14 protein-coding genes and 1 tRNA gene are annotated in these 12,977 nt (G+C 65.8%); 10 read left to right on the forward strand and 5 right to left on the reverse strand.

Features of this window, described 5'->3' with window-relative positions:
- The 4 genes from VJ811_RS05470 to VJ811_RS05485 form a co-directional block, all read left to right on the forward strand.
- On the forward strand, positions 1-218 hold a 218-nt coding region (locus tag VJ811_RS05470), incomplete at its 5' end, for a glutathione binding-like protein (protein ID WP_324071258.1).
- 28 nt (positions 219-246) lie between these two features.
- The gene (locus VJ811_RS05475) at positions 247-807 is read left to right on the forward strand and encodes a hypothetical protein (RefSeq protein ID WP_324071259.1); all 561 of its coding nucleotides are present in this window, start codon (positions 247-249) and stop codon (positions 805-807) included.
- A 72-nt stretch (positions 808-879) separates the two neighbouring features.
- Positions 880-3,537: an alanine--tRNA ligase gene (gene alaS, locus VJ811_RS05480; protein ID WP_324071260.1), complete on the forward strand. Its 2,658-nt coding sequence runs from the start codon at positions 880-882 to the stop codon at positions 3,535-3,537.
- A gap of 11 nt (positions 3,538-3,548) precedes the next feature.
- Entirely contained in the window at positions 3,549-4,031 is a 483-nt protein-coding gene (locus VJ811_RS05485) for an SRPBCC family protein (protein ID WP_324071261.1), read from the forward strand.
- A gap of 107 nt (positions 4,032-4,138) precedes the next feature.
- On the opposite strand, the gene VJ811_RS05490 is transcribed toward VJ811_RS05485, so the two are convergent.
- Together VJ811_RS05490 and VJ811_RS05495 are read right to left on the reverse strand one after the other, a co-directional pair.
- On the reverse strand, positions 4,139-4,552 hold the full coding sequence (locus VJ811_RS05490; protein ID WP_324071262.1) for a holin family protein: 414 nt from the start codon (positions 4,550-4,552) through the stop codon (positions 4,139-4,141).
- A 61-nt stretch (positions 4,553-4,613) separates the two neighbouring features.
- Positions 4,614-5,183 carry a glycoside hydrolase family 108 protein gene (locus VJ811_RS05495; RefSeq protein ID WP_324071263.1) on the reverse strand — a complete coding sequence of 190 codons (570 nt, stop codon included), beginning with the start codon at positions 5,181-5,183 and terminating at the stop codon, positions 4,614-4,616.
- A 71-nt stretch (positions 5,184-5,254) separates the two neighbouring features.
- Between VJ811_RS05495 and VJ811_RS05500 the strand changes: the two genes are divergently transcribed.
- Together VJ811_RS05500 and VJ811_RS05505 are read left to right on the forward strand one after the other, a co-directional pair.
- Positions 5,255-6,232 (forward strand): NADPH:quinone oxidoreductase family protein, encoded by a 978-nt coding sequence (locus VJ811_RS05500; protein WP_324071264.1) that lies wholly within the window; start codon positions 5,255-5,257, stop codon positions 6,230-6,232.
- Between the two features lie 97 nt (positions 6,233-6,329).
- Positions 6,330-6,656 (forward strand): EF-hand domain-containing protein, encoded by a 327-nt coding sequence (locus VJ811_RS05505; RefSeq protein WP_324071265.1) that lies wholly within the window; start codon positions 6,330-6,332, stop codon positions 6,654-6,656.
- A 152-nt stretch (positions 6,657-6,808) separates the two neighbouring features.
- On the opposite strand, the gene VJ811_RS05510 is transcribed toward VJ811_RS05505, so the two are convergent.
- A tRNA-Pro gene (locus VJ811_RS05510) sits at positions 6,809-6,885 on the reverse strand.
- Positions 6,886-7,178: 293 nt separating this feature from the next.
- On the opposite strand from VJ811_RS05510, the gene yajC reads away from it, so the two are divergent.
- The 3 genes from yajC to secF all read left to right on the forward strand — a co-directional run bounded on the left by yajC (position 7,179) and on the right by secF (position 10,441).
- Entirely contained in the window at positions 7,179-7,508 is a 330-nt protein-coding gene (gene yajC, locus VJ811_RS05515) for a preprotein translocase subunit YajC (RefSeq protein WP_324071266.1), read from the forward strand.
- Between the two features lie 323 nt (positions 7,509-7,831).
- Positions 7,832-9,445, forward strand: coding sequence for a protein translocase subunit SecD (secD, locus tag VJ811_RS05520; RefSeq protein WP_324071267.1), 1,614 nt, complete (start codon positions 7,832-7,834; stop codon positions 9,443-9,445).
- A 15-nt stretch (positions 9,446-9,460) separates the two neighbouring features.
- On the forward strand, positions 9,461-10,441 hold the full coding sequence (gene secF / locus VJ811_RS05525; protein ID WP_324071268.1) for a protein translocase subunit SecF: 981 nt from the start codon (positions 9,461-9,463) through the stop codon (positions 10,439-10,441).
- 24 nt (positions 10,442-10,465) lie between these two features.
- Here secF and VJ811_RS05530 read toward each other — a convergent pair whose 3' ends face one another.
- Complete coding sequence (locus VJ811_RS05530; protein WP_324071269.1) at positions 10,466-11,653, reverse strand: glycosyltransferase; 1,188 nt, start codon at positions 11,651-11,653, stop codon at positions 10,466-10,468.
- A 137-nt stretch (positions 11,654-11,790) separates the two neighbouring features.
- Positions 11,791-12,351: a helix-turn-helix transcriptional regulator gene (locus VJ811_RS05535; RefSeq protein ID WP_324071270.1), complete on the reverse strand. Its 561-nt coding sequence runs from the start codon at positions 12,349-12,351 to the stop codon at positions 11,791-11,793.
- An 88-nt stretch (positions 12,352-12,439) separates the two neighbouring features.
- Here VJ811_RS05535 and VJ811_RS05540 point away from each other — a divergent pair, with 88 nt between their 5' ends.
- Complete coding sequence (locus tag VJ811_RS05540; RefSeq protein ID WP_324071271.1) at positions 12,440-12,922, forward strand: DUF6456 domain-containing protein; 483 nt, start codon at positions 12,440-12,442, stop codon at positions 12,920-12,922.
- Positions 12,923-12,977 lie beyond the last annotated feature (55 nt).

The following is a 12,977-nucleotide window of genomic DNA, read 5'->3' on the forward strand; positions in this document are numbered from 1 at the left end:
ATTTCGCCTATATGGAAAGCCGCGTCGGCGAGAATGGCCATTTCATCGGCGACAGCCTGTCGGCCGCCGACATCATGCTGAGCTTTCCCGCCGAAATCGCGATCATGCAGGGCATGGCGCCGCGCTATCCGAAGCTCGCGGCGTTCGTGAACGCGTGTCACGTCCGCCCTGCGTGGCAGCGTGCGCGCGAAAAGGGCGGCGCCTATTATGGCTATTGATTACTGGGGGCGTTGCCGCTGCCTGCTGGTGGCTACGGTCCTGATTCTTCCCGCTCCGGCTGCGGTTGCTGCGCCGCCGGTGGTCGCGCCCGAGGTTGAGCGCGAGGTAATCGCTCCCGAAGGCGTGACGTTCAAGCCGGCCCCGACCGATGAGGAAGGCGCGATCGACCGGTTCGCCGCCTATACGATGGCGCTGGCGAAACGCGATTATGCGAGCGCCTATGCGATGCTGCGCCTGTCGTTCCAGGCGTCGAACCCGCGGCTTGAGTGGGAAATGAACCAGCGCAAGCGGGCCGGGCTGTGGGCCGACGGGACGATCCGCATCTTTCGCCTCAGCTGGTATCTCGACCCCGCGGGCCAGCCCGCCGGGCTGTACGCGGCGTTCGATTTTCGCGGCGATCGCACGGACAAGACGATGGATTGCGGCTATGTCGTCGTCCACCGCGCGACGTCCGAAGCCGGCTGGACGGTGGTCCGGACCGACACTTCCGAAGTGCCCGCCAACCTGATCGAAGACGGGGTGCCCAAGGCCGATGTGCTGCGCGAGCTGCCCTGCTATCTGGGCAAGGGGATCGCGACAAACTTCTGACCGATTGCGCCGATGATCGTCATCGACACGAACCGGCTTGTCGCATGCCTGCAAAATCCCTAATTCGCGCGCATGACATCGACCAATGACATTCGCCGCTCGTTCCTCGACTATTTCGCGGGGGCCGGCCACCATATCGAACCGTCGGCGCCGCTGGTGCCGTACAACGACCCGACATTGATGTTCGTCAACGCGGGCATGGTGCCGTTCAAGAATGTCTTTACCGGGCTGGAAAAGCGGCCGTACAACACCGCGGCCTCGTCGCAGAAGTGCGTGCGCGCGGGCGGCAAGCATAATGATCTCGACAATGTCGGCTTCACCGCGCGCCATCATACCTTTTTTGAAATGCTGGGGAATTTCTCCTTCGGCGACTATTTCAAGGAACAGGCGATCCACCATGCGTGGACATTGGTCACCAAGACGTGGGGGCTTGCGCCGGAGAAATTGACCGTCACCGTCTATCACACCGACGACGAGGCGTTCGACCTGTGGAAGAAGATCGCCGGCCTGCCCGAAGAGCGGATCATCCGCATCGCGACGAGCGACAATTTCTGGTCGATGGGGGACACCGGACCGTGCGGGCCGTGCAGCGAAATCTTCTATGACCATGGCGACCATATCTGGGGCGGCCCGCCGGGATCGGCCGAGGAAGACGGCGACCGCTTCGTCGAAATCTGGAACCTCGTGTTCATGCAGTATGACCAGCGCGGTCCCGGCGACCGCGCCGACCTGCCGCGCCCGAGCATCGACACCGGCATGGGGCTCGAGCGTGTCGCCGCGGTGTTGCAGGGCGTCCACGACAATTACGACACCGACACGTTCAAGGCATTGATCGCGGCGTCGGTCGACCTGACCGGCGTTCCGGCCGAGGGCGGAAGCCAAGCGGGCCACCGGGTGATCGCCGATCACCTCCGCGCATCGAGCTTCCTCGTCGCCGACGGCGTGCTGCCGTCGAACGAAGGCCGCGGCTATGTGCTGCGCCGGATCATGCGCCGCGCGATGCGCCATGCGCATCTGCTGGGTGCCAGGGATCCGCTCATGTACCGGCTGTTACCGTCGCTGACCGCCGAGATGGGCGCCGCCTATCCCGAGCTGATCCGCGCGCAGCCGCTGATCGCCGAGACGCTGGAACGCGAAGAAACCAAGTTCCGCCAGACGCTCGACAAGGGGCTTCGCCTGCTCGACGAGGCGACGGTTGGGATGAGCGCGGGGGCGACGCTGCCCGGCGATGTGGCATTCAAGCTCTACGACACCTTCGGTTTCCCCTATGATTTGACCGAGGACGCGCTGCGCACGCAGGACATCGCGGTCGATCGTGAGGGCTTCGATGCCGCGATGGCGCAGCAGAAGGCGGCGGCGCGCGCGGCGTGGAAGGGCAGCGGGCAGAAGGCGTCGGAGGAAATCTGGTTCGACCTCGCCGAAGCCAATGGCAGCACCGAATTCACAGGCTATGGCGCGACCGCGGGCGAGGGACAGGTCATAGCGTTGGTCAAGGACGGCGTGCCGGTCGATGAGGCGAAGGCCGGTGACGAGCTGGTCGTGCTGACCAACCAGACGCCTTTTTATGGCGAGAGCGGCGGCCAGATGGGCGATGCGGGCACTATCGCGACGCTGGAGGGTGCGAAGGCGTCGGTCAGCGACACCGGCAAGCCGCTCGGGCGGCTGCACGCGCATCAGACGAAGCTGGAGGCCGGCAGCCTTAAAATCGGCGATACGGTCCAGCTGACGGTCGATGCCGCGCGGCGCGACCGCATTCGCGCCAATCACAGCGCGACACATCTTGTGCATGCAGCGCTGCGCAACCGTCTCGGCGGGCATGTGACGCAAAAGGGCAGCCTCGTTGCCGAGGACCGCTTCCGTTTCGACTTCTCGCACCCGAAAGCGCTGAGCGCCGAGGAGATCGCCGATGTCGAGGCGGACGTGAACGCGCAGATCCGCGGAAATGAAGCGGTGACGACGCGGCTGATGACCCCCGACGATGCCGTCGCGGCGGGCGCGCTCGCGCTGTTCGGCGAGAAATATGGCGATGAAGTGCGCGTGCTCAGCATGGGTGCGGCGGACGAGCATAGCTATTCGGTCGAGCTTTGCGGCGGCACGCATGTGCGGGCATTGGGCGACATCGCCCTGTTCAAGATCATCAACGAGAGCGCGGTGTCCTCGGGCGTTCGGCGTATCGAGGCGCTGACCGGCGATGCGGCGCGGGTGTGGTTGAACGGCCGCGACGAAGCGCTGAAGGCCGCGGCGGCGGCGCTCAAGACCTCGCCCGACGATGTGCCGGCGCGCGTCGCGCAGCTCGCCGAGGCGTTGAAGAAGGCCGAGCGCGAGCTGGCCGATGCGAAGAAGGCGCTCGCGCTTAGCGGTTCTGGGGGCGGCGGTGGCGGCGCGGCGGCGGGGCCGGCGGTCGAGCAGGTCGGCGATACCGCGTTCCTTGCGCAGGTGGTCGACGGGCTCGATCCGAAGGATCTGCGCGGCACGGTCGATGGTTTGAAGAAGCAGGTCGGTAGCGGGGTTGCGATGCTGGTTGCGGTCAATGACGGCCGCGCCTCGGTCGCGGTGGGTGTCACCGACGACAAAACCGGCAGTCTGAGCGCCGTCGACCTGGTCAAGGCCGCGGTTGCGGCGCTTGGCGGGCAGGGCGGCGGCGGGCGGCCCGACATGGCGCAGGGCGGCGGACCCGACGGCGGCGCGGCCGATGCCGCGGTCGCTGCGGTCAAAGCCGCGCTCGCCTGAAACCGACCCACTTGAAACCGACCAAGAAAACGCGGCGCACCGATCATGCCGAACGGCTGATCGCGGCGCCGCTGGTCGATGTCTTTTCGGCCTTCACCAGCGCGGCGAAGCTCGCGCGATGGTTGCCGCCCGAGGGGGCGACGGGGACGTTCGAGCATGTCGACTTGCGCGCAGGCGGCGGCTTTTTGATGCGGCTGACCTTCGATGACGCCGATGCCGAGACCAAGAGCGACGATGATAGCGATGTTGTGGAAGTTTATATTCCGACACTCGACGACGGGCGGCTGGTGGTGTGGCAGGTCGAATTCGAGTCCGACGACCCGCGCTTTTCGGGGACGATGGCGATGCACTGGTATCTGTCGCGGCAGAGTGGGGGGACTTTGGTGACGATCGACGCGCATCATGTGCCGCCGGGGATTTCGGCGAAGGATCATGTCGAGGGGTTGAATTCGTCGCTGGCGAATTTGGCGGGGGTTGTGGAAGCGGCTAAGTAACTCCCCGTTTCCGCTCGCATCGAGCGAAGTCGAGATGCCCGTCAGTACGGCGCCACCCCGATGGGTGTCTCGACTTCGCTCGACACGAGCGGAATTGGTGGGCAGCCCTAACCTTCGACGCCCTTCGCTTTCCCCCACGCCCGTGCGGCCGTATATCCCAGATAACCGGTCCCGAAGAGCGCGTAGAGCGACTCGGGGATGCCCGCGAGATAGGCGTTCATGCCCTCGGCGATGCTTTTCGCCATTTCGGGGCGCGCCGCGGCGATCAGGCCCATCGGGATCGCCCAGAGCAGCAGCGCGTACATGACGTAAAGGAAGCTCGGCCGCGCGCGGCTGGTCCACGGGTCGGCGCTGTTCGCCTCGGCGACGATCGCGGTCATTCGGGTGCGGATCGCTTCCATTTCCTGGCTGCCCTCCATCTTGAGCAGTTCGAGCTTGGCGCGGTCGCGCGCTTCGGGGTCGGGGATGATCTTGTCGATCAGCTTGGCAATGGGGCCGATCAGGCCTTCGATAATGCTCATGGCAATGCTCCTACAGGTTCAAAGTTCAGGGAAGTTCAGCCCAATGGCGTGCGATGGGGCATCAGCCGTCGCCGATGCGGTTCGCGAGCCAGCCATAGAGAAAAGCCTCCTGGCTCGGGCGGCGTTCGGCGAGCGCGATGTAACGTTCGCCCTGCAGCGCCTCCATCGCGCGGAGGAGGACGGTCTCGCCGCCGCTGCCGCGCGCGTTCAGGAAGCCGTCGAGCGCCGATAGCGTGCGCGGCCCGACCTCGCGGTCGACCGCAATATCGGGATAGTCGCGCGCCGCGCGGTTGAGCGCGTTGAGCGCGCGCTGGAGGAAGCCCGCCGCGGTTCCCGTGCCCATGTTGACGCCGGTGTCGAACAGTTCGGCGGCGATCCTGGGCGCGCGCAGCGCGACCGTGTCGAAGCCGGGACGCAGCCAATAGAGGCGGCGATAGATCGACGCGGCCTGCTCACGCGGCAGATCGCGCATCGCGCCCGCATAGCCCTGCGCGCGTGCGACCGCCTCGGTGATCCCCCAGCAGGTCGGGCCGCCGCGGTCGGCGGGGTGGTTTACATAACGACCTTCGCGGTCGATGACGGCATCGATCAGCGCGTCGGCGGCGCACGTCGATGGATCGGGTCGTGGCATGATTCGCTCCTGTGGTTTGTTGAACAGGTAAAACGAACCATATTGGAATATTGTAGGAAAGGATTTTCGCCATGCGGGCTTTGCAAGTACGCGAATTGCTGCCCGATCATGCGGGGGCGGCGCTTGCGGATTTGCCCATAGCTGTGCCCGGACCCGGCGAAGTTCGGGTGCGGGTGCGCGCGGCGGCGGTGAATTTCCCCGACCTGTTGATGACCGGCGGCGGCTATCAGTTGAAGCCCGACCTGCCGTTCGTGTCCGGGCTTGAATTCGCGGGCGAGGTCGATTCGGTGGGCGAGGGCGTCGACGGCTGGGCGCCGGGCGACGCGGTGATCGGCGGCAATCGCTTCGGCGCGATGGCCGAATATGCTGTCGTTCCGGCGGCAAATCTGCGCCGGAAGCCCGAACGACTGAGCTGGGACGAGGCGGCCGCCTATCCGGTCGCCTATCTGACCGCCTATGTCGCGCTGGTCCGCTGCGCGCGGGTCGAGGCGGGCGAGTGGGTGCTGGTGCATGGCGCGGCGGGCGGCGTCGGGCTGGCGACGGTCGATCTGGCGAAGGCGCTGGGCGCACGCGTGATTGCGGCGGCGAGTAGCGCGGAAAAACGCGAGGCGGTCGCCCGGCTCTACACGCCCGATGCCGTGATTTCCGCCGCGCCGGGGTTTCGCGACGAGGTGAAAGCGTTGACCGGCGGGAAGGGCGCCGATGTGATTTTCGATCCCGTCGGCGGCGACATCTTCGACGAGTCGACGCGCTGCATCGCGTTCGGCGGGCGCCTGCTTGTCATCGGCTTCGCGTCGGGGCGCATCCCCGAGGTGCCGGTGAACATGCCGCTGATCAAGGGTTTCTCGGTCGTCGGGGTGCGCGCGGGCGAATATGGGCGGCGCTTTCCCGAACGCGGGGTGGAGAATGTCGCGGCGATCGATGCCCTCGCCGCCGCGGGGAAAATCCGGCCGCACGTCCATGCGTCGCTCGACCTTTCCGACTGGCGCGAAGGCTTTGCGATGATCGAGCGGCGCGAGGTGGTGGGCAAGGTCGTGCTGAAACCGTGACGAGCCGAAGCCGCTGCCATAGTTTTGCGACACAGAGGCTGCCATGTCCGCGGTGGGGCGTCCTGGCGCTATTGCCGATATGACCAAAGGACATGGAATGAAGAAATTGACGATGATCGCCGCTTCGATCGGCATGGCTGTTCCAGGCATCGCTGCCGCCCAGCCGCCGCAGGATGGCGGCCGCATGTTCGCGATGATCGACGCCAATAGCGACGGGAAGCTGGACAAGGCCGAGATCACCAAGATGGCCGAAATGCGCGCCCAGCGGCAAGGCGATCCGGCGATGGCCTCTCCGGAAAAGGTCGACGCCTTCATCAAGCACATCGACGCCAACGGCGACGGCGTGATCGACAAGGCCGAACTGGCAGCGCGGCAAAAGGCGCGGGCGGAGCCGCCGCCGGCGGCCGAGGAGGGCCAGCCCTAAAAGAGGCTCTGCGGCGGGACCATCAAGCGCGACCCTGCGGCTTGGCCAGCGGGGCCGGGCGAGGCATCGCTATGATGCGGATATGATCCTGAGCCTAAAGAAAGGAGCAGCTTTCGCTGCTCGCCTATTCCATTGCAAACTCTTGGAAAAATTGGTCGGGACGAGAGGATTCGAACCTCCGACCCCCACACCCCCAGTGTGATGCGCTACCAGGCTGCGCTACGTCCCGACCGGCCCCCGTGGGGGCAGGCGTGGCCCCTAGCGCGGGTTGGCGGGGGATGCAAGGCTCTCCTGAGCGAAAGTCGAAGGGCGGCGATGGCCGCTTTTCGGACGATCGATGCTTCGGCCTTGATATGGCGCGCTTGCTCCCCATTTCGGCGGCGCTTGCCCAGTTCCTGGCCTGGGGCGCGGGAGGGGCGCACGACCGGTTGCGCGGGGCTTCCCTGCGTGATAGGCGCCGCGCCATATTTGCGCTGGTTCCGGAGGGGAGTTGGCGACGTCTATACGGAAAGTTTTTCACTCATGTCGACGCAATTGTTTCTGACCCAGGCGGCCGGATCGGGCGGTGGGGCTGCCGGTTTCCTGATGCTGGTTCCCTATCTGCTGATCTTCGCGGTGTTCTGGTTCTTCCTGATCCGCCCGCAGCAGGTGCGCGCCAAGGAACATCGCGCCAAGGTCGCGGCGGTGAAGCCGCGCGACCAGGTCGTGACCGGCGGCGGGATCGTCGGCAAGATCACGCGCGTCGACGATGACTATGTCGATGTCGAAATCGCGCAGGGCGTGAAGATCAAGGTCGTCAAGTCGACCCTCGCCGACGTTCTCCAGCCCGGTGGCAAGCCCGCCAACGACTGACGCGGCGGCGGCCGCGCCCGCCGCGGTCCCGCTCTTGCTATCGGATCTAAGAGCCTGATGAGATGAGGTTGATGCATCGCGATTGTCCTGGGACGTCCGCCGGCAAGGAGCGGCGCGCAGCGGGGGCCGGTGGCCCCTGCAAGCGACGCGACGCCGTCCGGCGGACGTCCCAGGACAACCCCTCCGGGGCGGGTCAATTTTGGCCCATTGCAGCGTCTCTCGTCGGTCACTATGCCTCGGCATGGCTCCCTCCTCGTTCCTTGCACTGGGCCAAAATTGACTCCGTCCCGATGCACCAACCTCATCTTATCAGGCTCTAGACCATGCTCGATTTCCCGCGCTGGAAGACCATCGGCATCAGCATCATCCTGCTGCTCGGTATCCTCTTTTCCGTTCCCAGCTTCCTTCCCGAAAAGACGCGGGACAGCCTGCCGTCGTTCCTGCAGGCGAAGGTCAATCTGGGCCTCGACCTTGCCGGGGGCAGCCACTTGCTGCTCGAAGCCGACATCGCCGACCTCCGCAAGACGCAGCTTGCGAATATGGAAAAGACCGTGCGCACCGCGATGCGCGGTGAGAGCGGCCCCGACGATGACATCGCGATCGGCGAGCTGTCGACCGCGGGCGGCAAGATCAGCTTCCTCGTTCGCGACCTTGCGAAGCTCGACGAGGCGCGCGAGCGCCTGTTCAACGAGACGCGCGGTGCGCAGCTGACGGGCCAGCGCGACTGGACGGTCACCGTCGTCAATTCGACCCGGATCGAGATGACGCCGACGAGCGCCGGGCAGACGCAGGCCGTGGCGAATGCAATGGACACCGCGCGCGACATCATCGACAAGCGCGTCAACGCGCTGGGCACGCGCGAGCCGACGATCATCCGTGAAGGCGCCGACCGCGTCGTCGTGCAGGTTCCCGGCCTCCAGGATCCGGCCGCGCTCAAGGAGCTGATCGGCAAGACCGCCCGCCTCGAATTCCGCATGGTCGACACCAATGCCGACCCCGCCGAAGCCGCCGCGGGGCGCGTTCCCGTGGGCAGCGAGATCGTTCCCTATGCCGAGGGCGAGGGTAATGGCGCGGCGTTCGAGGTGCTGCGCCGCCAGGTGATGATCAGCGGCGAACAGCTGATCAATGCCCAGCAAAGCTATGATCCGCAGAACAACCAGCCGGTCGTCTCGATCCGCTTCGATTCGGGCGGGTCGAGCACCTTCGCCAAGGTAACGGCGCAGAATGTCGGCAAGCGTTTCGCGATGGTGCTCGACGGCAAGGTGCTGTCGGCGCCGTCGATCAACGAGCCGATTCTGGGCGGCAGCGCCCAGATTTCGGGCAGCTTCAGCGTCGCGAGCGCCAATGCGCTGGCGATTTCCCTGCGTTCGGGCGCGCTGCCGGTGAAGATGACCGTCGTCGAGGAACGCACGGTGACCCCCGAACTCGGCGCCGATTCGATCCGCAAGGGTGCGATCGCGGGCATTATCGCCACGGTGTCGGTGCTGGTGCTGATGATCGTCGTTTACGGCCGGTTCGGCGTTTACGCCTGTATCGCGCTGATCTTCAACGTGTTCCTGATCATCGCGATCATGGCGGGGTTCAACGCCACGTTGACGCTACCCGGTATCGCGGGCTTCGTGCTCACCATCGGTGCCGCGGTCGACGCGAACGTGCTGATCAACGAGCGCATACGCGAAGAACTGAAACGCGGGCGAAAGATCTATCAGGCGATCGAGCTCGGCTATTCCGAAGCGAGCCGCGCGATTTTCGACGCGAACGTCACCAACGTCATCGCGGCGTCGCTGATGTTCTGGTTCGGCTCCGGCCCGATCAAGGGCTTTGCCGTCGTGCTGACCATCGGTATCGTCACCAGCGTCTTCACCGCCGTGACCGTCACGCGCATGTTCGTAGCCCATTGGCTGCGCACCAAGCGCCCGACGTCCATTAATATTTAAGGAGGGAGCGAAATCATGCGCTTGCTGAAACTCGTCCCCGACGACACGAACATCGACTTCCTGCGGTGGCGCAAGCTTGCGTCCGCGATGAGCATCATCCTGGTCATCATCTCGATCGCGCTCGTCGCAGTGAAGGGGCTGAACCTGGGCATCGACTTTGTCGGCGGCCAGTCGGTCCGCGTCGAATTCACCCAGGCGATGCCGCCCATCGACGAAATCCGCGAAAAGGTCGGCGACATCGGCCTTGGCGAAGCGACGATCCAGCAATTCGGTTCGGACAAGTCTGTCTCGATCCGCACCGCGCTTCCCGACGGCGACAAGGCCGCAGCCGAACGCGCGGGGCAGCAGCTGGTGGCGGGAATCCAGAAAGCCTTTCCGACCGCGAAGGCCGGTTCGGTCGAAACCGTGTCGGGCAAGGTGTCCGAAGAGTTGCTGCGCACGGGTGCGATCAGCCTCGCGCTCGCGATGCTCGGCATTTCGATCTATATCTGGATCCGGTTCGAATGGCAGTTCGGCGTCGGTGCGCTTGGCCGCCTGTTTCACGAGGTCGCGCTGACCTTCGGCTTCTTTGCGGTGACGCAGATCCAGTTCGACCTGAACAGCGTGGCGGCGTTGCTGACGATCGTCGGTTATTCGCTGAACGACACGATCGTCGTCTATGACCGTATTCGCGAGAATCTGAAGAAATACCGCAAGATGGACATCGTCCCGCTGCTCAACCTCAGCATCAACGAGACGCTGTCGCGCACCGTGATGACCAGCGTCGCGATGCTGCTCGCGCTGGGCGTGCTGCTGATCTTTGGTCCCGACGTGATCTTCGGTTTCACCGCCGCGATCCTGCTGGGCGTCTTTGTCGGCACCTATTCGTCGATCCTGATGTCGACGCCGATCCTGGTGTGGCTGAAGGTCGGTCCGCACAGCTTTGTGCCGCGCACCGTCGCGGGGCACGAAGGCGGCGAACGCGTCGAGCGCAAGGACGACGGCGCGGTCGTCTGAACGTCAATTAAATAGGGACTGTCCCTATTTAATAACCGGCGCCGAGCGACCGGCGCAGCGACGAAGGTGCGCTGCGAGTTCGCGGCCGTTGCGGTCCCAGTCGAAGCGGCCGCCAAGGCTTGCCGCGACGGCGGGCGCGGCGGGCGCGGCCGCGAGGATGGATCGCACGGCGGCGGCAATCGCGCCTGGTGTGCGCTCGACGATCCGCCCGGCATCCGGCGAGGTAACCAGTTCGGCGGCGCCGCCCGCGTCGCTGATCACGATCGGCGTGCCGCAGGCGAGCGCCTCGACCCACGCATTGGCGAGGCCTTCGCTGACCGACGGCATGACGACGGCATCTGCGGCGCGATAAAGCCGGGGGAGGTCGGCGTTGGCGACCGAGCCCATGAAATGGACGCGGGTTGCGACGCCAAGCTTTTGCGCGAGCGCGCGGTAGCGGCCTTCCTCATCGCCCGCGCCCGCGAGCCAATAGTGGACGCCGGGCAGCGCGGGCAGCGCCTCGATGACGAGCGCCTGACCCTTGCGCGGGATGAGCGCGCCGACGGTGAGGATCGCGGGCGTGCTGCCCATGCCGAGCGCTGCGCGCGCGTCGGCACGATCGCCGGGATGGAAGCGCGCGGTGTCGATGCCGGTATAGTGGACGGCAATTTTCGCCGGATCGATGCCGATTTCGGCCATGTCGCCGCGCATCGCTTCGGAGACGGCGAGTAGGCCGGCGGCCTGCGCGGCGGCTTCGATGACCTGCGATCGCGTCGCCGGGTCGTGGCCGAAATGGCTGATGTCGGCGCCGCGCGCCTTGGCGGAAAAAGGCAGGCCTAGCGTCGCCGCGACGTTCATCGCGGCGGGGCCATCGGGATAGAAGAATTGCGCGTCGACGACGTCGAAGGGCTGGCCGCGAACGGCGGACAGCACGGCGCGTGCGACTTTTGCCGGATTGAATCTTGCGCCGACGCGCGGGATCAATGTGAAGCGCGGGCGGTGGACGGTGAGCCCGTTCCAGACCTCGCTTCGCGGCAGGCTGCGCAGTGCGCGATAGCGTTTGTGGAGCGAAAGCGGGAAAGGCGGCAGGCCGACGGGCGCAACGATCGTGAGGTCGATGCCAGGCTGCGCCGCGAGCGCGCGCAGGCTCTTCTCGACGAAGAGGCCGAAGTTGGGTCGTGCGGCGTCGGGGAACAAAGTCGCGATCGACAGGACGCGCAAGGGCGCCGTCATGCGCAACCTCTCTTCCGTTCGTGCTGAGCCCTTCGACTGCCTTGCAGGCGCTCAGAAGATCCTTGTCGAAGCACTGTTCTTCCTCTTGGGAAAAGAAAAGGACGGCCCTTCGACAAGCTCAGGGCGAACGGGATGGGTTAAAGCGTGCGGAGCAGGCGGACGGCGACCGCAGCCCAGGGCGGGTTGCTGATCACTTGCTGGCGCTGGCCGGTGCCGAGCGGGAGCAGGTGCAGCTTCTCGCCGTCGACGTTGAGCAGGCGCGCGAAAAAGAAGCGGCCGGCGGGGCGGGGGACAAGCAGATCGCGGTTGAGCGCGCTTGCCCAGTCGCCTTCGATGCGGCGGCACCAGATCTCGTCGCCGGCGCGGTAATCGCCGATCGACGAAGTGACGCGGACCGCGACCATATCCTCGCCCGGGCGCGCAGTAAGTGCCTGTTCGACGCGTGTCGGCGCCTGCGCACCCTCGGCGCCGAGCAGCGCGGTGATGGTGAGCTGGGTATCCTGTGGCAGCTGGACGAGTTCGGCCGCCTCGACGCCGAGCGCCGCGGCGATGCGGTTCATCCAGCCGAGTGACAGCGTGCGCGTGCCCGTTTCGAGGCGGCCGATCGTTTGCGCGGTCGTCGGCGGGTCGCAACGCTGGCCGACCTCCTCGAGCGTCAGGCCTTTGGCGCGGCGGACGGTGCGGATGCTGTTGATCATCGCAAAACCTTCAAATAACCAAATCGGTTTCTTCTTTCCTACAAAATAATCCAGTGTCAAGCCCGGCGTGCAAGCCAAGGAGAATCGCATGACCGCACGCCGCCTCGAAACCCATCTTCATCCCGACGACCGGATCGATCCGGGCAAGGCGGGGCCGCAGGTGATGCGCCATGTGACGATCAATGTGGCCGAAAGCCCGATCGCCTGGCTGGCGTCGCGCGGATTGCTGACGTCGGCGCAGCTCGGCGCGGGCGAAAGGCTGCGCAGCGATTATGAGCGCGCGGGGCTGTCGGCGCGGGTCACGATGCGCTGGGACGCCGCACCGCCGGGAAAGAGCCGCGGCGGCGCGCGCGCGTCCGACGCGTCGCTCGCGCGGATCGATGCGCACCGGCGCTTTCATGCAGCGCTCGACGCTGCGGGGCCGGGACTCGCGGATATCTGCTGGCGTGTCATTTGCGCGGGCGAGGGGATTGGTGGGGCGGAGAAGGCGCTGGGCTGGCCGGCGCGATCGGGCAAGCTGGTGCTGGGACTGGCGCTCGACCGGCTGGCGCGGTTTTATGGGACGGGGTGATGATAATGGCGGGTTTCGACCGATTGCGGACGTTTTAGTTCCTCCCCGGAACGGG

The sequence above is a fragment of the Sphingopyxis sp. genome (genome assembly GCF_035250425.1).
Lineage (GTDB): Bacteria > Pseudomonadota > Alphaproteobacteria > Sphingomonadales > Sphingomonadaceae > Sphingopyxis.